Source organism: Rhizobium sp. SVR5-9E (assembly GCF_056755095.1).
Genome location: NZ_JBNDHS010000063.1, coordinates 16476 through 37205, shown reverse-complemented (window position 1 = coordinate 37205; position 20730 = coordinate 16476). Strand labels below are relative to the sequence as shown.

19 protein-coding genes and 1 tRNA gene are annotated in these 20730 nt (G+C 61.6%); 7 read left to right on the top strand and 13 right to left on the bottom strand.

The genetic code is table 11. The features are described from left to right. Positions 1–139: 139 nt before the first annotated feature. Positions 140–478 carry a P-II family nitrogen regulator gene (locus ACPYOJ_RS23955; protein ID WP_113360322.1) on the bottom strand — a complete coding sequence of 113 codons (339 nt, stop codon included), beginning with the start codon at positions 476–478 and terminating at the stop codon, positions 140–142. Between the two features lie 223 nt (positions 479–701). Continuing rightward, positions 702–1586, bottom strand: a complete 885-nt coding sequence (gene tesB, locus ACPYOJ_RS23950; protein ID WP_481418466.1) for an acyl-CoA thioesterase II — start codon at positions 1584–1586, stop codon at positions 702–704. 86 nt (positions 1587–1672) lie between these two features. On the opposite strand from tesB, the gene ACPYOJ_RS23945 reads away from it, so the two are divergent. Next, positions 1673–2887 carry a ubiquinone biosynthesis hydroxylase gene (locus ACPYOJ_RS23945; protein ID WP_481418465.1) on the top strand — a complete coding sequence of 405 codons (1215 nt, stop codon included), beginning with the start codon at positions 1673–1675 and terminating at the stop codon, positions 2885–2887. Between the two features lie 10 nt (positions 2888–2897). Here the strand turns inward: ACPYOJ_RS23945 and ACPYOJ_RS23940 are convergent, their stop codons facing one another. The 4 genes from ACPYOJ_RS23940 to ACPYOJ_RS23925 form a co-directional block, all read right to left on the bottom strand. Next, complete coding sequence (locus tag ACPYOJ_RS23940; protein ID WP_027511792.1) at positions 2898–3086, bottom strand: Trm112 family protein; 189 nt, start codon at positions 3084–3086, stop codon at positions 2898–2900. A 9-nt stretch (positions 3087–3095) separates the two neighbouring features. After that, complete coding sequence (locus tag ACPYOJ_RS23935) at positions 3096–3767, bottom strand: LON peptidase substrate-binding domain-containing protein (protein ID WP_168831730.1); 672 nt, start codon at positions 3765–3767, stop codon at positions 3096–3098. A 103-nt stretch (positions 3768–3870) separates the two neighbouring features. Beyond that, complete coding sequence (gene trxA, locus ACPYOJ_RS23930; protein WP_481418464.1) at positions 3871–4845, bottom strand: thioredoxin; 975 nt, start codon at positions 4843–4845, stop codon at positions 3871–3873. A 55-nt stretch (positions 4846–4900) separates the two neighbouring features. Beyond that, positions 4901–5410, bottom strand: a complete 510-nt coding sequence (locus ACPYOJ_RS23925; RefSeq protein WP_481418463.1) for a prolyl-tRNA synthetase associated domain-containing protein — start codon at positions 5408–5410, stop codon at positions 4901–4903. A 258-nt stretch (positions 5411–5668) separates the two neighbouring features. Between ACPYOJ_RS23925 and ACPYOJ_RS23920 the strand changes: the two genes are divergently transcribed. Next, a tRNA-Gly gene (locus ACPYOJ_RS23920) sits at positions 5669–5743 on the top strand. A gap of 217 nt (positions 5744–5960) precedes the next feature. Further along, on the top strand, positions 5961–7292 hold the full coding sequence (locus tag ACPYOJ_RS23915) for a glucoamylase family protein (protein WP_481418462.1): 1332 nt from the start codon (positions 5961–5963) through the stop codon (positions 7290–7292). Here ACPYOJ_RS23915 and ACPYOJ_RS23910 read toward each other — a convergent pair. From ACPYOJ_RS23910 to hglS, 6 genes are all read right to left on the bottom strand, one after another. Continuing rightward, the gene (locus tag ACPYOJ_RS23910) at positions 7289–8329 is read right to left on the bottom strand and encodes an ABC transporter ATP-binding protein (RefSeq protein ID WP_481418461.1); all 1041 of its coding nucleotides are present in this window, start codon (positions 8327–8329) and stop codon (positions 7289–7291) included. The two genes, ACPYOJ_RS23915 and ACPYOJ_RS23910, sit on opposite strands and share 4 nt — an antisense overlap. Next, on the bottom strand, positions 8326–9924 hold the full coding sequence (locus ACPYOJ_RS23905) for an ABC transporter permease (RefSeq protein ID WP_481418460.1): 1599 nt from the start codon (positions 9922–9924) through the stop codon (positions 8326–8328). Before ACPYOJ_RS23905 ends, ACPYOJ_RS23910 begins: the two co-directional genes overlap by 4 nt. A 136-nt stretch (positions 9925–10060) precedes the next feature. Then, positions 10061–11077, bottom strand: a complete 1017-nt coding sequence (locus ACPYOJ_RS23900; protein ID WP_481418459.1) for an iron ABC transporter substrate-binding protein — start codon at positions 11075–11077, stop codon at positions 10061–10063. 214 nt (positions 11078–11291) lie between these two features. Continuing rightward, the gene (amaB, locus tag ACPYOJ_RS23895; RefSeq protein ID WP_481418458.1) at positions 11292–12830 is read right to left on the bottom strand and encodes an L-piperidine-6-carboxylate dehydrogenase; all 1539 of its coding nucleotides are present in this window, start codon (positions 12828–12830) and stop codon (positions 11292–11294) included. A 21-nt stretch (positions 12831–12851) separates the two neighbouring features. Further along, complete coding sequence (locus tag ACPYOJ_RS23890; protein WP_481418457.1) at positions 12852–14135, bottom strand: NAD(P)/FAD-dependent oxidoreductase; 1284 nt, start codon at positions 14133–14135, stop codon at positions 12852–12854. A 67-nt stretch (positions 14136–14202) separates the two neighbouring features. Beyond that, complete coding sequence (gene hglS / locus ACPYOJ_RS23885) at positions 14203–15615, bottom strand: 2-oxoadipate dioxygenase/decarboxylase HglS (RefSeq protein ID WP_481418456.1); 1413 nt, start codon at positions 15613–15615, stop codon at positions 14203–14205. Between the two features lie 108 nt (positions 15616–15723). Here hglS and ACPYOJ_RS23880 point away from each other — a divergent pair, with 108 nt between their 5' ends. From ACPYOJ_RS23880 to ACPYOJ_RS23870, 3 genes are all read left to right on the top strand, one after another. Continuing rightward, positions 15724–16617 (top strand): LysR family transcriptional regulator, encoded by an 894-nt coding sequence (locus ACPYOJ_RS23880; RefSeq protein ID WP_481418455.1) that lies wholly within the window; start codon positions 15724–15726, stop codon positions 16615–16617. Between the two features lie 71 nt (positions 16618–16688). Further along, entirely contained in the window at positions 16689–16925 is a 237-nt protein-coding gene (locus tag ACPYOJ_RS23875) for an Lrp/AsnC ligand binding domain-containing protein (RefSeq protein WP_168831741.1), read from the top strand. Positions 16926–17042: 117 nt separating this feature from the next. Beyond that, the gene (locus ACPYOJ_RS23870; RefSeq protein WP_481418454.1) at positions 17043–18245 is read left to right on the top strand and encodes a glycosyltransferase family 4 protein; all 1203 of its coding nucleotides are present in this window, start codon (positions 17043–17045) and stop codon (positions 18243–18245) included. Here the strand turns inward: ACPYOJ_RS23870 and ACPYOJ_RS23865 are convergent. Next, positions 18212–19066 carry a glycosyltransferase family 2 protein gene (locus ACPYOJ_RS23865; RefSeq protein ID WP_481418453.1) on the bottom strand — a complete coding sequence of 285 codons (855 nt, stop codon included), beginning with the start codon at positions 19064–19066 and terminating at the stop codon, positions 18212–18214. The genes ACPYOJ_RS23870 and ACPYOJ_RS23865 overlap by 34 nt on opposite strands. A 142-nt stretch (positions 19067–19208) precedes the next feature. Here ACPYOJ_RS23865 and ACPYOJ_RS23860 point away from each other — a divergent pair, with 142 nt between their 5' ends. Continuing rightward, complete coding sequence (locus ACPYOJ_RS23860) at positions 19209–20723, top strand: lipopolysaccharide biosynthesis protein (protein WP_481418452.1); 1515 nt, start codon at positions 19209–19211, stop codon at positions 20721–20723. Positions 20724–20730: the final 7 nt, after the last annotated feature.

The following is a 20730-nucleotide window of genomic DNA, read 5'->3' as shown; positions in this document are numbered from 1 at the left end:
CGGAGCGGCCGTCGTTGCTGCGTCCTGTGCGAAGGCGGCGACAGGCGCAAGAAGCGCAGCCGACGCAGTGCCGAACCGCGCAAAGATGGAGGAAAACTTCGAGATTGACATTGGAATAATGCTCCTTGCTCAGCGGTTCTTAGAGCGCTTCTGAATCGGTTTCGCCCGTGCGGATGCGAACGGCATGGTCGATCGAGTAGACGAAAATCTTGCCGTCGCCGATCTGGCCGGTCTTGGCCGACGACGCGATGGCTTCGACCGCCTTGTCGACGAGCTCGGAGGCGACTGCGATTTCGATCTTGAGCTTCGGCAGGAAGCTGACCGCATATTCCGTGCCGCGGTAGATTTCGGTATGTCCCTTTTGGCGCCCGTAGCCCTTCACTTCGGTTACAGTCAGGCCCTGTATGCCGATCGCCGTAAGCGCTTCGCGGACCTCATCGAGCTTGAACGGCTTGATAATGGCCATCACAATTTTCATCTGGTTTTCCCATCCTTCGTTATCCTCGGCCCGGAGCCGACTCTCCTTGCCGCTGACGTTCACGGGCAGCGACCGAAGATAGACATTCAAAGGATGTGCCAGATTCGCGATAGTTTATAAGCTATTGAAATATAATAACTATAATTGAAGGCACGAACAAACCCGCAAATAATGGGCGAGCAGATGAATAAATAATGCGCAATTTTATAAATATGCACATTATTTATTCATTTGCCCTTTTCCGGATCAGTCCTTCCTGCGCCACCGACGCAACCAGAACACCTAATCGCGTAAACAGGCTACCGCGGGTTAAACCGCGGGCGCCGGAAGCGGACGGGCTGTCTTGCGTATAAAGCAGCCAGTCGTCGAGTTTGTCCGGACGGTGAAACCACATCGCATGGTCGAGACTGGCCACCTGGAGGCTCTGGTCAAAGATCGAGGTTCCATGGGCGTAGAGCGAGGTACCGAGTAACGTCATGTCGGAGAGATAGGCAAGCACTGCAGCTTGATAGCGCCGGTCCTCGGGGACCGGCCCCGTCGCGCGCACCCAAACGTCCTGGCGCGGGTCGAGCTTCTTGTCGGAAAAGTAGTGCGTCAGCGAAACAGGCCGGATCTCGATCGGCCGCTCGCGTTCCCAATATTTACGCATGGCCGCCGGCGCATGCGCCAGGTACTGCTCCTTGATCTGCTGCTCGCCGAGCAGCTTTTCCGGCATCGGCACCTCGGGCATTACGATCTGATGGTCGAAACCCGATTCCTCGACCTGGAAGGAACATGAGAGGGCGAAAATTGCCTCGCCGTGCTGGATCGCGACAACCCGGCGCGTGTTGAAGCTCGATCCGTCGCGGATGCGCTCCACCTGATAGATGATCGGCACGGAAGGATCCCCCGGACGCATGAAATAGGCATGCAGCGAGTGAACGAAGCGCTCAGCCTCAATCGTTCGCTGGGCCGCCATCAGCGCCTGACTGATCACCTGGCCGCCGAAAACGCGTTGCCAGCCGACCTGAGGACTGCGGCCGCGAAAGATATCCACCTCGATCGGTTCGAGATCGAGGGTGGCGAGCAGCGTCTCCATGGCGGTCGGCTTTGCCGCGTCTTTCGTCATTTTGTTCGGCTCCCGGCTGTAGGAAGTGAGAAGGCGATGGTCTATATAGATCACGATTGTCATCACAAGGCGCGGGGAAATAGGCGATGCTGGACATGCTGATTGTTGGCGGAGGTTACGTCGGCCTTTCAGCAGCGGTTGCGGTCAAGCAGGCAGCACCCCACCTCACTGTGACCGTCGTTGAGGCAGCACCCGAGCATGTCTGGCAGAAGGATATGCGCGCCTCCGCGATCATTGCCGCGGCGTCAAAGATGCTGGAACTCTTTGGTATCTGGGACGAAATCCTGCCGGATGCCCAGCCGATCACCAAGATGATCGTCACCGATTCCAGGACATCCGACCCGGTTCGTCCGGTTTTTCTCACTTTCGATGGCGAGGTGGAAGACGGCCGGCCCTTTGCGCACATGATCCCGAATGCCGTCATGGTTCGCGCGCTTCGCGGCGTCTGCCAGCGGCTTGGCATCGAAATCCGGCATGGGCTGAGCGCCACGGGACTGGCAACGGAAGAAAATCATATCTCCGTCACGTTGTCCGATGGCAGCACGCTGGAGTCACGCCTGCTCGTCGCCTGCGACGGCGTGCGGTCGAAGCTCCGCGATCTGGCAGGCATAAAAACGGTCAGCTGGGATTATGGCCAGTCCGGCATCGTCGTGACCGTCGAGCACGAGCGGCCACACAATGGCTGCGCCGAAGAACACTTCCTTCCCTCCGGCCCCTTTGCGATCCTGCCGCTCACCAACAACCGTTCTTCGCTCGTCTGGACCGAATTCACCAACGATGCCGACCGGCTTGTCGCCGGCGATGATCTGATCTTCGATGAGGAACTGGAGCGCCGCTTCGGCCACAAGCTTGGCGCGCTGAAGGTCATCGGCGAAAAGCGCGCCTTTCCGCTGGGCCTTACGCTCGCCCGCGCTTTCGTGGCGCCGCGCTTCGCACTCGCAGGCGATGCGGCACACGGCATTCATCCGATTTCCGGCCAGGGCCTTAATCTCGGCTTCAAGGACGTCGCAGCGCTGGCTGAAACGATCGTCGAGGCCGATCGCCTTGGCCTCGATATCGGCTCGATCAACATTCTCGAGCGCTACCAGTCCTGGCGCCGGTTCGACACCTTCCGCATGGGAGTGACGACCGACGTGCTGAACCGGCTGTTCTCGAACGACATAACGCCGGTGCGCGTTGTCCGTGACATCGGCCTCGGCATCGTCGATAGGCTGCCGAATCTCAAGTCCTTCTTCATCGGCCAGGCAGCCGGCACGACGGCGAGAAACAATCCCCGGCTTCTGGCGGGCGAAGCGATCTAAGAATCGCGACCTAGTCGTCCAGCCGCCGGGCCTCTGACACCAACATGATCGGGATGCCGTCGCGGATCGGATAGGCAAGGCGCGCCTTTTCCGAGACAAGCTCATTGTGCTCGCGATCATAACTGAGCCTGCCCTTGGTCAGCGGGCACACCAAAAGCTCAAGCAGTTTGGGATCAACGCGGCTGAGTTTTTCGTCCATGCGCGATGATTACTGCAGAACCGTATCGGAGTCACCGAAAACGCGCGCGAGCACGATTTCCGTAATGGCGATCAGCGTTTCGGCCCTGGTCTTGAGATCCGGAGCCTCGAGCAGCGCCTGTTTCTCCGCCGAGCCGAATGGCGACATCATCGCAAGAGAGTTGACGAGCGTCAGATTGCTGGCGCGCTCGACGCTATCCCAATCGGCTTCCAGCTTGTTGGCATCGAGGTAAGCCCTGAAAGCCGACAGCAAAGCGGCACGATCGACGGCATCCTCCTCATCCCGTGCGGAAAGATCGGAAATGAAGGGAGCGATCCGGAAGCATCTAAAGGGCTCATGCGTCACCTTCTCGCCAAGCAACCGGAAACGGCAGACGCCCGTCAGCGAAATGATATAGCGCCCATCGCCCGTCTCCGCGAAAGAGGTGATCCGGCCGATGCAGCCGACGGGAGCAAGCTGGGGGTCGCTGACCTTCACCTCGCCTTCGCTGAGCGCAGGCTGAACCATTCCGATCAGCCGGTTGCCGGCGAGCGCAGCGTCGATCATCGTCAGGTAACGCGGCTCGAAAATATTCAGCGGAAGCTGCCCCGTAGGAAGGAGAAGAGCACCCGACAGCGGAAACACGGCGATCGAATCTGGCAGATCGCCGGGCTTTAAATATCTGGCATTCCCGACTTGCATCAACACTCGTCCCGCATTCGCCCGCCCCGGAGGAACGATCCTCCTGCCCTGGCTCTGAAATGTGGGGCCCTTCCCTAAAAACGCAAGGGCAAGGTTTGTAAAGTTATGAGAACAACATCGCAGAAAGCTTGCGGCGCGCTGCCACCGTCGCCGGATCCTTGAAACCCCAAACATCGAAGAACTGCAAAAGCTGCCGGCGCGCACCGTCGTCGTCGAAAGTCCGGTCCTTGCGCATGATGTACAGCAGGTGGTCGGCCGCCTCGTCGCGCTTGCCTTCCACGTTGAGGATCTTCGCAAGCTTCATGCGGGCTTCGTGGTTATCCGGATCACGCGCGAGATCCTGTTCCAGGAGAATGGGATCGCCAAGCTTGCGGGCCTCTTCGATCTGGTCGAGCTTTGTGAGGACCGCTTGAATGGCTGCGTCCTTGGCAAGCTCCTCCGGCAGACCGGTCAGCGCTTCACGAGCGCGCTGATGCTGGTTGGCTGCAATCATGCATTCGGCCATGCCGGCAAGCGCCTTGGCATTTTCCGGTTCAGCTTGCATCACAGCCCCATAAAGCTGCGCGGCACCGTTGACATCGCCCGCCGCCAGAAGCCCGGCCGCCTCCTCGAGCACCGCTTCGATTTCTGCCGCCTGATCGGCACCGGCAGGACCGGCAAGGCGGTCGATGAACTGGCGAACCTGGCTTTCCGGGACGGCACCCATGAAGCCATCGGCGGGACGGCCCCCAGCGAAGGCGATAACTGCGGGGATCGACTGGATCCCGAGTTGGCCGGCGATCGACGGATGGTCGTCGATATTCATCTTCACGAGCTTCACGCGGCCCTGAGCTTCGTTGACCACCTTTTCCAGCACCGGCGTCAACTGCTTGCACGGGCCACACCAGGGCGCCCAGAAATCGACAAGCACGGGCTGATTGCGCGATTCCTCGATGACGTCCTTCGCAAAGTTGGCGGTCGTCGTGTCCTTGATGAGGTCTCCGGCTGCCGCAGGCTGCGGCGCCGCCGAGCCAAAGCTCGCCTTTGCCGACATCTGTGCGCCGAAGGAATTTGCGTAAGGATTGTCGCTACCGCTCATTGTTGTCTCCCGCCATGCCGGTCTCCCGGCTCTTTTCTAGCGTTAAAATCGTATCTCAAGCTGTCACTTTCAAGACAAGCGGCTTATGCCCGGTCGCTTCCATGAATCGAATAAGATCGGCGCTCGCGATCGACGTGGTCGCATCGTTGGACAACGGATGGCAATTGATGATCTCGTCTTTCATCAAGTCGGCATCGAGCACAAACGTCACATTGTTGCCGGTGTCGTTGATGGCGCCGAAGGCAGTGACCGCCCCGGGGACGACGCCGAGGTATTCCATCAGCTTCTCCGGCTTGCCGAACGAAATCTTGCTTGCGGCACCGATCAGCGTATGCACCGTCTTGAGATCGACGACGGCGTGTTCCTCGACCGTCAAAAGGTAGAACTGATCCTTCTTGTCTTTCACGAAAAGGTTCTTTGTGTGGCCGCCCGGCATCGCGTCGTGCAGCGATACCGATTCAGCCACGGTGAAGACCGGCGCATGATCCTGCGTGCTATGCGTGATGCCGAGGCCATCGAGAAAGGCAAAAAGATCGTCTCTGTTTTTCGGCTGGGCTTCGGTCATCGCGGCATCCGTCTTGCACTGGAAGAAAGAGGTTAGGCGCCCTGATTAAGTCGGCGCAGCATGTTTTGCAATGTTCACCCTAGGTGCTTTTCCTTGGAAATACGGCGTTTTAGGAAGCCGCTCCCGAAGCCTTCGAATTTTTCTTGGCCTTTCCGTCATTTCCCTGTTGCATTTGAAAATCGGTTAGGCCATATAGCGCCCGTCGCCGCAAGGCGGCAGCCCACGGTCCACCAACTACCCCGGACCGGTGCGGATTGAGCGGGTGTAGCTCAGGGGTAGAGCACAACCTTGCCAAGGTTGGGGTCGAGGGTTCAAATCCCTTCGCCCGCTCCAGTTTCTCTCGAAATAAGAAGCACCGGCACATGCGATCATGCGCGCGATGCTGTCTTCTTCAGCTCTCCAGCATTTTTTCCGTCGACCTCGCAGGTGTTGTATCCTGGGCGTTTACCGGTGCCCGAGCGCAGCCTTTTTGTCGCGCCGTCTGAAAACCAATTGATTTGTGCGCAACGCATCGCCATGTTGAGGCGGGGCGCAACAGTTGGTTTGATGTATGCTGCAACGAATTGGTGAGACGGACGCGGCCCTGATTGACAGGCTGCAAAGATCCGCATTCGAGTATTTTCTGAAACATTCCAACACTGAAAACGGCCTGGTGGCGGATACATCCATAGCTGGAGTTCCAGCCAGCATCGCCGCCGTCGGCTTTGCACTTTCAAGCTATCCGGTTGCCGTCGAACGCGGATGGATGCGGCGGGCCGAGGCCGCAGACAGGACGCTTGCGACACTCCGCTTCTTTGCCGAAAGCCGTCAGGGGCGCGAACGCCACGCGACGGGGTATCGCGGCTTCTATTATCATTTTCTGCACATGGACACCGGCCATCGTGCATGGAACAGCGAGCTCTCGACGATCGACACCACCCTGCTCGTCGCCGGTATGTTGACGGCTGCCGCCTATTTCGATGGTGCCGGCGAGGCCGAGACAGAAATCCGCGAGCTTGCGAAGCTCATCTACGAGCGGATCGATTGGCACTGGGCACTGAACAAGGGGCAGGCCGTATCCATGGGCTGGAAGCCCGGCAGCGGCTTTCTGCGCTGGCGCTACCAGGGCTATGACGAGGCGATCCTGCTCTATACGCTGGCGCTTGCTTCGCCGACGCATCCGATTCCACAGTCGAGCTACGATGCGTTCGTCTCGAGCTATTCGTGGATGCTCTTCGGCAAGCAGCCGTATCTTTACGCCGGACCGCTCTTCATTCACCTCTTTTCGCATGCCTGGATCGATTTCCGCGGAATTCAGGACAAGGAGATGGCCGCGCACAACTGGGATTATTTCCGCAACACGCAGGTCTCGATCGCTGTGCAGCGTGACTATGCCGAGCGCAATCCCGGTCATTTCGTCGGCTATAACAAGGATATCTGGGGGTTTTCCGCTTCCGATGGTCCACCGCCCACACGGCGGATGCGCGGCGGCCGCCATCCAAAGGTCCTCGGCTACGCTGCGCGCGGAGCACCGCTTGGCCCGGACGACGGCACGATCGCGCCCTGGGCGGCGCTCGCGTCGCTACCTTACGACCGGCAGGCTGCTCTCGATGGCCTGGAGGCACTGCTTGCGACCTACCCCAGCCTGCTTTACGAGGGCCGCTTCCCCGGCGGCTTCAACCCCACGGTCAAGACGGCGCGGCCGGAGGGCTGGGTGGACGATCGCTGCGTCGGCATCGATCAGGGATTGCTGGTGATGACGATCGAAAACGACCGGTCGGATTTCATCTGGAACCTGATGCGGCAATCGCCGATCATCCGTCGCGGCCTGGAGCGCGCCGGTTTCACAGGCGGCTGGCTGGAGCAAGAGGAAGCGCCAAGCGTCTCGCGAAAGACGGCTTAACGGCCGGCGAAGACATGCGCCTTTCCAGCGATATCGAGGCGAACGCGATCGCCGCGCGCAGGCAGGGCGACGCTCGACGTCTTGATGACGATCGGCGGCAGAGCCACACCTTCAAGCGACACTGCGACCGTGCAGGTCGCGCCTCCGAACTCTACCTCAACGACGCGGCCGCCATGAACCGGTTCGCTTTCGTCGCGAACGACGCGGATCTGCTCCGGCCGCAACATGATTTCAGCCTTGCCCTGATGCTGCCCCTCGACGGCTACGCGGCCGAGCGCGCAATCGGCAATGCCATTGCGAATGATCGCCGGCAGCATGACGGCATCGCCGAGGAATAGCGCGGTCTCGCGGTCCTTCGGGTGCAGATAGAGCGATTGGGGCGTGCCTGCCTGGACGAGCTTGCCTTCCCGCAGCACCGCGACCTGATCCGCGAAGGAAAGCGCCTCCGCCTGGTCATGGGTTACGAGAATCGTCGTGATGCCCGCCGCCTGCAGCACGCGGGCAACCGCCTTGCGCATATTCTCGCGAAGGCCGGTGTCGAGTGCTGAAAAAGGCTCGTCGAGCAGCATGAGGCGCGGCTTGCGGCCGAGCGCCCTCGCCAACGCCACGCGCTGCTGCTGACCGCCGGAGAGCTGATGAGGGCGGCGCGTCAGCATGTTGCGGTCGAGCTCGACCATATCCAGCAATTCGATGATCCGCTTTTCGCGATCGGGGGCGCCGCGCTCGAAGCCGAAGCCGATGTTGTCGGCAACGCTCAGGTGCGGGAAAAGCGAACCGTCCTGCGAAACGATGCCGATGCCGCGCTTATGGGCGGGAACCGCTGCCGAACCTTCGGCGAGCGCCTGGCCATCCAGAACGATCCGGCCTTCATCCGGCCACTCGAAGCCGGCAATGAGGCGGAGCAGCGTTGTCTTGCCGGAGCCCGAGGGACCGACGACCGCAGTGCGGCTGCCGGCCGCAACCTCCAGCGTTACGTTGCTCAGGGCTTTCACCGGACCATAGCGCTTGCTGGCGGACTGGATCGTAAGCAGGGTCATTGGCCGGCGGTCCGTTTCGATTGGACATAGAGAAGAAGCGTCAACGGCAGCGACAACACGATCATCATCACCGCATAGGGAGCGGCCGACACATAGTCGATTTCGCTGGTAAGAGACCAGAATTTCGTGGCCAGCGTCTCGACCCCGTTCGGCGACAGCATCAGCGTTGCCGTCAATTCGTTGGTGATGCCGAGGGCCGATAGCGCAACGCTCGCAGCAAAGCCGGGTGCGGCAAGCCGCATGGTAATCTGGCGCACGGCCTGCGCTGGGGTCCGTCCAAGGCCCATCGCCGCCCGCTCCAGCTCCACCGGCGCCTGTGCGATGCTGGCGCGAAGACCGACCATGGCGCGCGGCAGGAAGAGCAGGACATAAGCAACGAGGAGCGTCGCAAAGGTCTGGTAGAGCGGCAACGCCACCCGCACGGTGATGGTGACCAGTGCCAGCGCTACGACGACGCCCGGAAGCGAGCCGACGTAATAATGGCAGGCTTCCAGCACCCGTTGGAAACGGCCAGGTGCGCGAACCGAAAGCCAGGCCATCGGGGCAGCCGCGATCGTCGCCAGCACGCCGCCAGCGACCGCAAGGACAATCGTCTGTAGGAAAGCATTCCCGACTGTATCCAGCCGCCAGATGTCCGCACCGCCAAGATAGAGCCACCGTCCGAGCGTTACCAGCGGCACTCCGAGCGTCAGGACTGCAAGCGCGACCGGCAACAGGATCGCAGGGACCACGAACCAGCCGAGACGGCGGCGATCGGCGGGGCGCGCGGAACCGGAGCCGACACGGGCATAGCGCTCGTTGCCGCGAAGCAGGATTTCCAGGCCGAGCAGGAAGAGGCAGCAAGCGACAAGCACGCCGCCGAGCATGTTGGCGGCAGGGCTGTTATAGGCCGACTGGAACTGATCGACGATCGCTGTCGCAAACGTATCGAAGCGGATCATCACGAACAGGCCGTATTCGGAAAGCAGGTGCAGTGCAATCAGCAGCGAGCCGCCGCAGATCGCAAGCCGCAGCTGCGGCAGCACGGTGCGGAAAAAGACGCCCCAGGGACCGAGGCCGAGCGATGCCGCCGCATCCTCGATCGCCGGATCGAGGCGGCGAAGGGCAGCGGCAACCGGCAGATAGAGAAAGGGATAATAAGCAAGCACGGAAACGAAGACGCCGCTTTGCAGGCCGCGCATGCCGGGAACGAGGCTGACCCAGGCATAGCTGTGCACGAAAGCCGGAACGGCAAGCGGTGCCACGGCAAGCCAGGACCATATGCGCGGAAAGGGAATGTTGGTCCGCTCCGTCAGCCAGGCGAGCGTCACCGCAAGAGCGAGCGACAAGGGGATGGTAAGCGCTTCGAGGAGGACGGTATTGACGAGCAGTTCGCCGACGCGCGGCCGGAACACCAGCTCCTCGACGGTATGCCAGCCGACCTCGATAGTGACCCAGCCGATAAAGCCGAGCGGCACAAGGCTCAGGGCGGCAATCAGCGTGGCAAAGGCGACAACGGAGAGGTGGGGAATGCGCCTTCGCAGCAAACCACCGCTGATCTGCGCGCCATTAACAGGCGCGAACTCAGAAGCAAATGGTCTGTTATCTTGCAGCAAGGCACGCGCCTTTTGTCGCTGAAAAAGGAAGCCAACCGCTTCTGTTTCAAGCGGTTGGCAGGGATCGGGTCATGCCCTAAGGTTTTCTTGAGTTAAAAGCAATGGTTTTGACTCCCATAGCCTGCGGCAGAAAGACTTAGATGAGACCCGCGGCCGTCATCAGCTCGACGACCTTCTTGCTGTCGAGCTCGGATGCTTCGACCTTCGGCGCGTTCAGATCCTTGAGCGGAACGAGCTTCGGGTTGGAGTCGCCGCTTACCGCATATTCATAGGACGTGCCGTTCTTCAGGATCTCCTGACCGGCCTTGCCGGCGATGAATTTCAGAAACGCCTGGGCTTCCTTCATGTGCTGCGTCGACTTGAGGACGCCGCCGCCGGAGACGCTGACGAACGCGCCCGGATCCTGGTTCTTGAAGTAATGCAGGCCGACATTCTTGCTGTTCTCGCCGGTCTTCGCCTGATCGCCGAACCAGTAGTAGTGATAGATGATCGCACCTTCGACTTCACCGGCATTGACGGCCTTCATGGCGACGCTGTTGCCCTTGTAGGGCGTTGCGTTTTCCTTGAGTGCCTTCAGCCAGGCGGCCGTTGCGTCTTCGCCCTTCAGCTGCAGCAGCGCACCGACGATCGCCTGGAAATCGGCGCCGGCCGGAGCCGCACCCCAGCGGCCCTTCCAGGCCGGATCTGCGAGGTCAAGCATGGACTTCGGCAGCTTGTCTTCCGTCAGCTTGCTCTTGTCGTAGGCGAAGACGGTGGTGCGTGCGGCGATGCCCGTCCACATGCCGTCGGCCGGGCGGTACTGCGCCGGGACCAGGTCGAGCGTTTCCTTGTCGACCGGGGCGAAGAGACCGGCGCCGTCGACGAGCGTCATGGCCGGGGAGTTTTCCGTCAGGAATACGTCAGCCGGAGAAGCGTCGCCTTCCTGGATGATCTGGTTGGCGAACTGCATGTCGCTGCCCTGGCGCATGGTCACCTTGATGCCCGTTTCCTTGGTAAAGGCATCGATCCACTCGCGGCCAAGGCTTTCATGCTGGGCGTTGTAAACGACGATACCTTCGGAATCCTGCGCATTCGCGCCGGAAGCCAGCGACGTCGCTGCGAGAAGCGAGGCGGCAAAAGCAAGCGCGGAAAAGCGCGAAAGAGAAATTTTCATTGATACCCTCCATGGCGGTGTCACCCATTTCGGTGACGCGCACCCCCTATATTTTTCTTGATTGGCTTTTTCAAGTTTACGGAAGGACGATGCGATCAAAAATACTTGAATAAACGCATCAACTTTAGAACGATTCCATTGAGGAATGCCATGAACAAAAAAAGGGACGACGGCGTCACGCCATCGTCCCTTTCAGGTTCCATGCGATTATCGATCACTCAACGTCGAATTTGACGCCCTGAGCGAGGGGCAGTGTCTTGCCGTAGTTGATCGTGTTCGTCGTGCGGCGCATGTAGGCCTTCCAAGCATCCGAGCCCGACTCGCGGCCGCCGCCGGTTTCCTTTTCGCCACCGAAGGCGCCACCGATTTCAGCGCCCGACGGCCCAAGGTTCACATTCGCGATACCACAGTCCGATCCGCGAGCGGAAACGAAGGTTTCGGCTTCGCGCATGTCGTTTGTGAAGATCGAGGATGAGAGGCCTTGCGGCACCGCATTGTGCAGCTCGAGCACCTCATCGAAATCCGCATACTTCATGACATAGAGGATCGGCGCGAAGGTCTCGTGCTCGACCGGACCCGTCTGCGACGGCATTTCGACCAGCGCCGGACGCACATAGAAGGCATCGGCAGAACCGTTCTCAACACGGTCGCCGCCGGTGACCTTGCCGCCCGCCGACTTCGCGTCGGAAAGCGCCGACTGCATCTTGTCGAAAGCCGCCTTGTCGATCAGCGGACCAACCAGCGTGCCGTTCTCCAGCGGGTTGCCGATCGTGACCGATCCATAGGCCTTCTGCAGGCGCGGAACGAGCTGATCGTAGACGCTCTCATGCACGAAGAGGCGGCGAAGCGTCGTGCAGCGCTGGCCGGCAGTCCCCATGGCCGAGAAGGCGACGCCGCGAAGGGTGAGATCGAGATCGGCCGTCGGGCAGATGATCGCGGCGTTGTTACCGCCGAGTTCGAGGATGGCACGGGCGAAACGCTGCGACAGACGTGGACCGACGGCGCGGCCCATGGCCGTGGAGCCGGTGGCGGAAACCAGCGGCACCTTCGGGTGATCGACAAGAACTTCGCCGACATCGCGGCCGCCAATCAAGAGCGTCGAGAGGTTCGCCGGCGCCTGGCCGCCTTCGGCGACGAAACGCTTCAGCGCCTTCTCGAACAGCGCTTGCACGGCAAGGGCCGTGAGTGGCGTCTTTTCCGACGGCTTCCAGACGGTCGAGTTGCCGCAGACGAGCGCCAGCGCCGCATTCCACGACCAGACGGCAACCGGGAAATTGAACGCGGAAATGATGCCGACGACGCCGAGCGGATGCCAGCTCTCCATCATGCGATGTTCGGAGCGCTCGGTGGCGATCGTCAGGCCGTAGAGCTGACGCGAAAGGCCGACGGCGAAATCGCAGATGTCGATCATCTCCTGGACCTCGCCAAGGCCCTCGGAAGTAATCTTGCCGACTTCGATCGAAACGAGACGGCCGAGCGCTAACTTCGCCGAACGAAGCTCCTCGCCAAGCAGGCGGACCAGTTCGCCGCGCTTCGGCGCCGGCACGGCCCGCCATTCGGCGAAAGCCTTATGCGCTTCGTCGATCGCCTTTTTGGCATCGGCGACGGAATGCTCCTTGAGCAGGCCGATTTCCTTGCCCGTGACCGGCGAGGTGACGCGCAGCGTGCCGCCGGTATAGCGGGCGGCGTCAACGCCGAGTTCGGACAGCAGCTTCTTCGTTTCGGCTGCGAGATCGAGGCTAGCGATGGTCATGTGTTTCCAACCTTCTTGTTCTTAAAAGCGTGCATCGGCGAAGTGCGCGACCTGGGCGCCGGCTTCGTACCACATTTCCTTGAGTGCGCGGAACCCCGGCTCCCTCGGGTCCGTCAAGGGCAGCGGCAAATCGGCTTCACCGATCTTGCCGAGAATATGCTCCGCCAGCGTACGGCCGAAGACCGTGCCGGGCGCAATGCCGCGGCCATTATAGCCAGAGAAGCCCACGACATTGGGCGCGAATTTGTGGAAGCGCGGCAGTGCATTGTCGGTCATGCCGATCTTGCCGTACCACTCGTATTCGAACTCTACATCGCCGATCTGCGGAAAGAGTTTCTTGAGGGACCGCCTCGCCCAGGCTTTATGGACTGCGGCACCGGTGTTGCGCAGCGCCCCGACGCTGCCGAAAACAAGGCGGCCGGCTTGGTCCATCCTGAACGAGGAGAGGATTTCCTTTGTGTCCCAGACGCCTTCGCGGCCGGGAAGGATGGACTGTTGCAGGTTGTGACCGAGCGGCGCGGTCGCCAGGTTGAAATAGGGAAGATGCACCTGCTCGCTGCGCACCTGCTCCCAGGGCCCAGTGCTATAGGCATCCGTCGCGACGATGATCCATTCAGCGGTCACCTGGCCCGTCGCGGTTTTCACTGTCCATCGGCCGCCATTTCGCTCGGTCACGATGACCGGGCTCGATGTATGGAGGGAAACGCCAGCCTTGACGGCTGCATGCGCCAAGCCGCGGGCATAGGCGAGCGGCTGCAGCGTTCCGGCGCGCATATCAAGCAGCGAACCGGCGTAAGCAGTGCTGCCGATGCGGCGCGCGGTCTCAGCAGCGTCCAGAAGCTTGACCGGGGCTCCGCGCGCAGACCATTGCGCGGCACGCGCCTCGATTTCCTTCAGCCCCTCCGCACCGACGGCGCAATGGAGCGTGCCGTTCTTTTCAAGCTCGCATGCAATGCCGTGCTTTTCGATCAGCTCCATGACGAGGCGTGGCGCATTGCCCAGAAGGTCGAGCAGCCGCTCACCATAGACCGGACCGAGCACGCCAGGCAGATCGTCTGGCATCACCCACATGCCGGCATTGATAAGCCCGACATTGCGGCCAGCCCCGCCGAAGCCGATTTCCTTGGCTTCGAGCAGCACGACCTTCGACCCGGCCTCGGCAAGATGAAGACTGGACGAAAGCCCCGTGTAACCGCCGCCGACGACCACGACATCGGCCAATACCGTACCGTCCAGCGCCGGTGTTTCCGGCGGCTGCGGAGCGGTCCTTTCCCAAAGCCCGTGGGAGCGGGGATCATCCAGCATCGGTCAGTCCATTCTGGGCAAATATGGCGGGCACTTTAGCGCCGCCGAGGGCATTGCGGAAGCGACATCAAGCGACGGTTTTCAATTGCAGCCCGGCAATGCCCAGCATGGTCATGGCGGCCTCGAGAGAGCCTGATTGAAGCTCGGCATAAAGTTCCAGCTCATCCTGCACGCTTGCACCCAGCGCGTCTTCGAAAGCCGCCCGGTTGGAGCGCATCGCATAGTTCTGCTGCTGGTCCGTGCCGAGGTTGGACTGAAAGATGCCCGCCGCGCTGACCGGCAGAAAATCTTCGTAGACGATGGGATCGGAGGTCAGGTAACCGGCAGCGATCAACGCCTCGACGTCGCTCGGCAGCTTGCCGCGAACGGCAGCCGCAAGACCTGCGGGCGCGGCGGAATAGCGGAAGAAGGCAAGACCTTCGCGGCGCATAGCGTCCCAACTGTCCGGCAGGGCCTTGAAGCGTTCGGCAAGCTCGTTGTCGTAGTCTGTTGCCTTGGCGCCTGCGGAGCCCACCTGCACCTCGCCGCGAACGGAAGCAAGCAACTGATCATAGCGCGCGCGGCCCTTCGCCGTCAGCGCAACGCCGCGCTGCTCGATTTCGCCGAAGCGGGCCGTATGCGTGCCCTGCTTCCTTCCCGTTTCATCGGCAAAGGCGATCGGCTCTTCCAGCGCCTTGAAGCTCGTCTGGCGCAGCAGGATGTCGTAGTCGCGGCGCGGCGGACCTTCGATCACGGCCTTCGGTGTGATGCCGCGTTCCGGCATGCGGCGCTGGACTTCATCGATGTCGAGCGTGCGCGGCGTCAGATGGTTGATATGCGGCCCCTTGAAGCTGACGACATCGGCAATCAAGCGATGCGCATCATGCAGGCGCTTGTAGGTTTCGGCGCTGACGGTCGCTTCACCGTGCCAGCGGAAGGTCTCGAGCGCCTGAGCCACGAATTCGATAGCTTCGGCCTCCGTCAGGCCACCGGCCTGCTCATGCCGCTCGATCAGTGCCAGGGCGCGCGGCGTATAGATCCGGCGCTTGGCCAGAATCGCCTCCGCTTCGGCGCGAAGCGCTTCGTCTTCGATCAGCTCCAGCCGCAGCAAAGAAGTGAAGACGCGGAACGGATTGACGCTCAGCGCCGCCTGATCGATCGGCCGGAAGCAGGTGGAATGCACCGGTACGCCCGCAACTGAAAGATCGTAATATCCAACCGCCTGCATGCCCATGACCGCGAAGAGACGGCGGATGGTGAAAAGCTCTTCCGCGGTGCCGAGTCGGATCGCGCCGTGGCGTTCGACATCGATGCGATCGAGTTCGCCTGCGCGGTTCAGACGCTTGCGCAATTCGGGGTTTGCTGCCAGCACCTCCCTGTTCACGTCCGCCACAAGCTCAATCAGCGTGCCGTATTGCGGCACCTCGGTGCGGTACATCTGCGACATCGCTTCGGTGAAAAGCGAACGGATGCGGTCGGTGGAAACGAAGGCGCTCGACATCAGGAACTCCGGGTCATTCCGCTTTGGCAGGATAATGTCCTTTACAAAGCCCTTCACACCATGAATATCGACCTTTTGGAAACAGATCATTCTAAAACGGAATGAACTATGCTGCCGTCCCGACGTTTTCTGCCGTCCATTTCATTGCTCGCAGCCTTCGAAGCCGTCGCTCGCACCGGTAGCGTAACGGCTGCCGCGCGCGAACTGGACCTGACGCAGAGCGCCGTCAGCCGCCAGATCAAGGCACTCGAGGAACAGCTCCATGTCGAGCTCTTCGTTCGCGAGCGGCAGACGGTGCGTCTGACGCTTGCTGGCGACAGCTATGCGCGTGAGATCCGCGAAGCCTTGCGCCGCATCTCCAGCGCATCGCTGAACCTGCGAGCGAACCCGCATGGCGGCACGTTGAACCTCGCGATCCTGCCGACCTTTGGGACCCGCTGGCTGGCACCGCGCCTCGGCCGCTTTCTGAGTCGGAACCCGGGCGTTACCATCAATCTTGTCACCCGGCTCTCCTCCTTCGATTTTCGGCTGGATTCCATCGACGCTGCAATCCATTTCGGTCATCCCCACTGGCCCGGCGCCGAGCTCACATTCCTCATGTCCGAAACGACGGTTCCCGCCTGCAGCCCGGATTTCCTGAAACAGCACGGCATCCTGAAAGCTGACGATCTGCTTGGTGTTCCGCTCCTGCATCTGACGACCCGTCCCGATGCCTGGGAGCGATGGTTTGCCGATAATGGCGTCGTCTTCCAGAGCGTGCACGGCATGCTCTTCGACCAGTTTGCCACAGCGGCACAGGCTGCGATCGCCGGTCTCGGCGTCGCACTGCTGCCGACGTTCCTCATTCAGGATGAGCTGAAGCGCGGCGACCTTGTCACGGCGACCGGCCTGGAAATGGAAAGCAGCGAACGTTACTATCTCGCCTATCCGCCTGAGCGGGCGGACTATGCGCCCCTTTCCGCCTTTCGCGACTGGATCGTCGCCGAAGCAAAAGCACAGTGAAGGAGCGCTTGCATCGGAAGAGCGCTTTCGCGCATTATGCGCACTATCAGAATTCGATGCAGGAAATTCCCATGAAGACGATCTTCGTCCAGCTCCAGTGCGCCCCCGGCAAGACCTACGAGGTCGCCGACGCCATCTATCAGACCGAACTGGTCTCGGAGCTTTATTCGACCAGCGGTGACTATGACCTGCTGCTCAAGGTCTACATTGAGGAAGGCCAGGATATCGGTAAGTTCATCAACGACAACATCGCCAATATACCCGGCATCGTGCGCTCGCTGACGACGTTGACCTTCAGGGCCTTTTGATCCGGTTAACCTTCTTCCGCAACAATTTGCTCTGCCTGCCTCGCGCGTATACCGCGCCTTAACGCCATCCACTATCTGGTCTAGGCGAGTTGCCGCCGTGCGGCCGGTAGGTGGAAGATGTCAGCAGTCGAAACAGAGACCGTCCCATTTGAGCGGCACGCGGATGCTGCGCCGCTGATCGTCCATGTCGTTCGCCAATTCCTGCCGAACCGTGGCGGTCTGGAGGATGTCGTCGCCAATCTCTGCCGGCAGTCGTTGAAGCGCGGCCTGCGGGTGCGTGTCGTCACCTGCGATTCGCTCTTTTCCGCGCCGGGCGAAAAGCTCGCCCCCCGCGAAATCGTCGAGGACATCGAGATCGTGCGCATTCCCTGGTCGGGTAGCACGCGATATCCCTTCGCCCCGCAGGTCTTCCGCCACGTCGCCGATGCCGATCTCGTCCATGTCCACGCTGTTGATTTCTTCTTCGACGCCCTCGCCTGGGGCAGGCTGCTGCACGGCCGGCCGATGGTCGCCACCACCCACGGCGGCTTCTTCCACACGCGCAAATTCGCAACCCTCAAGAAGATCTGGTTCCGCACGCTGACGCGCCTTTCAGCCGGCGCCTATCGCACCGTCGTCTGCTGCAGCGCCTCGGATCTGCGCCAGTTCGCCGAAATCGCGCCAAAGCGCGTGCCGCTGATCGAAAACGGCGCCGATATCGGCAAATTCGCCGGCGCGGCAGCACGCGAACCCCTCCGGCGCATCGTCACGATCGGTCGCTTCTCGCTGAACAAGCGGCTCGATCGGCTTCTCGATGCGATCACAGCCCTAGAGGCGCGCGGCGGCGGCTGGCACCTCGATATCGTCGGCGCGCCGTCCGATCTTAGCGGCGCGGACCTCGAGCGCGAGATCGCGGCACGCGGCCTCGCCAAGGCCGTCACGCTGCACGTTTCGCCGGAAAACGCCGCGATCCGCGAGATCCTCTCCCACGCCTCGCTCTTCGCCTCCGCTTCGGAATACGAGGGCTTCGGCATCGTCGCGGTCGAAGCGATGAGCGCCGGCCTGCTGCCCGTCCTGAACGCCAACGAGGCTTTCGTCACGCTGGGCAAGCGGCACAGCATGCTGCGGATTGCGGATTTCTCTCGCCCTGAGGCGGCGGCGGAAGCGCTCGCCGACGCGCATGCGGCGCTGACGCAGGAGGCGGACGTGTTGCGCGCGCGCCTGATGCGCGAGGCTTCAGCCTATTCCTGGGAAACGGCGGCCGAGCGCTATTTCGAGGTCTATGCCGGCATCATCGCCCTGCCGGATCAGGCTCCGTCCCAGCCCGGCCAACTGCGGTAGCCCTCGGCGATGCCGGCAAGCCAGGCGCGCTTGTAGTCGGCCGCTGCCCGGTCACGGCGAAGAGCGGCAATAGTCCAGCCGGCGAGCGGCCGCGCCAGCCGCCACAGGACGTAAGGAAAGGGAAAACGGTGCTTGCGCAGAAGCGCCCCAAAGCCCCGCCCGTATTTACGCGCCCGCTCGATCTGCCGCGGTCCGATTTCCGCCGTCACCTGGTCGTGGTGGACGATGAGCTCCGGAAAATAGCCGAGCGTCTGCCCGGCGGCGATGGCGCGCAGCAGCAGGTCGGCCTCTTCTCCGCTCTGGAACGGCGAGGCCGCCCCCACACCCAGCGCTTCGTCGAAGCCGCCGATGGCGGCAAGCGCCTGCCGGCGCACGAAGATGCCGTTGGAATTGCCGCAGGAAAGGTAATTGCGCCGGGTAATCGTCACCGGCTGCTCGCCCGTCGGGCTGACGGAGGGCGCCCCGTCGGCATCGAGCGTCCGGCCGGTCACGATCGCAAGCCGCGCATCGGCGGCAAAGAGCGCCGCCGCCGTCTTCAACGTGCCGGACCGGTACCAGCAGTCGTCGTCGGGAAAGCAGACGATGTCGCCGGCCGCCGCGGCGATCCCGCGGTTGCGCGCCCGCGAAAGGCCGCGCGGCGAGCGGATGCGTCGGATCGCCAGCCGGCCGGCGAAGCCGTCAACGAGCGGGCCGAGCCGGTCGTCCTCGTTCTGGTCGACGAGGATCACCTCGAAGCGGCGCTCCTCCTGCCGCGTCAGCGATGAAAGCAGCCGCTCCAGCTGATCGAAACGATCCACCGTGCAGACGACGAGGCTGAACAAGCGATACCTCCGCAAATCGTGAAAGGCGCCGCGTAAGGCGACGTTAACCGCACTCTAAAGGCCAAATGTTAAGGGTTCAAAAATAGGCTGGGCGCCGTCGCGAAGCCGTCCGGGGGTTCGGCGCAAGGGGGAAAGCGTCTTCATGGCGAAGGGCATCATGGCGAATTCGGCACTCAACGCGGCGGCGGGGCTGTCGCTGCTCGCGACCGGTTTTGCCTGCTCCATCGTCGCCGCCCGCCTTCTCGGTCCGGAAGCGAGCGGTGCGATCGCCTTTTCGTTGTGGCTCGTGACGACGGGCGCGCTTGTCGCCGAGCTCGGGACCGGCGTCACTCTCCTGCGGCTTCTGCCGCAGCTCGCTGCCCAGGGCTACAGCCCGCTCCAGCGGCGCGGTTTTGCGGCCTTCCTCGTGCGGCCGACAATTCTCTCCACCATCCTGCTTCTTGTCGGCTACTGCCTGTTTTTCCGGGAGGCCGAGGATCTGCACTGGATCGACAGCGCCCCCGCCGTTGTTGCGGTCACCGGCGTCCTGTTTCTGTTTCAGTCGATTGGCGCATATACGAAGAACTATTTGATTGGCGAGCAGGATCTCACCCGGTTTTTCCGCCTCACGATGGTCAGTTCAGCAATACAGCTGGCCGTCGTTACGCTTGGCGCGATCTTCTTCGGTGTTAGCGGCGCCCTGGCTGGTTATGTGGCCGGCCAGCTGCCGATGTTCCTCTACACCCTGAGAATTGCCGCCGCTCCAAAGAACGCTTGCGGCATAAGCGTCGGTTATCTCGCAAGCTCGTCCCTGATGCTGTCGTTTGAATACATCAACAGCTCCATTTTCCTGAACCGCATCGAGCTTCTGTTCCTGCAGCGTTTTTGGGGTATCGAGGCGGTTGGCTTTTACGCGGTTGGCCTGACGCTTGCGAATCTGGCGCTTCAGCTTCCCGTCCAGCTAAGCGGCAGCCTTCTCCCGTATTACTCGGAGCGGATTCATTCGAACGCCGGCGGTAAGCTGCCGGTGAGCGTATTCGAAGGCGTTGTGCGCGGCATTTCCTACATCACCCTTCCGATGAGCTTCGGGCTTGCCGCGATTTCCGAACCGCTGATCGTGGCTGTCTTCGGTGAGCCCTTCAGGCCCGCGGGCGGCACCGTCGCGCTGCTGGCATTGACTGCGACACCCTATGTCTTCATGCAGATTTGCACTCAATACCTTTATTCGGTCGACCGTATCCGCGAGAGGCTGATGATCGGCGGCTTTGCAAGCGCGCTGATGGTAGCCGGCTGCTTCGTCCTTGTGCCTACGTATGGCGGGGAAGGGGCAGCTCTCGTTCGCTTGGTCGCCTTTTCGCTGATGTGCCTGCTGATGATGCGGCGAATGGATCTCGACGGTTCGATGCGCGGAATGTTCATCAACGTCTTGCGGGTCGCGGCTGCTTCCGCGGTGTGCGCCGCCGTCGCCTATCTGATCGTCGATCATGTCGGCGGCACAACTGGTCTTATTCTCGCAATTGCTTTTGCCGTTCTTGTATATGTCGCCGCGCTCAGGCTGCTGAACGCGGTGCCGAAAGAAGATATTATTATTATGGAACAACTTTCTGGCCGTTTGCCAAGACTCGTGCACCCCTTGGTCCTGCAGGCTCTCGCCCTGCTGACACCACGGCGAGCTTGAGAAGAGA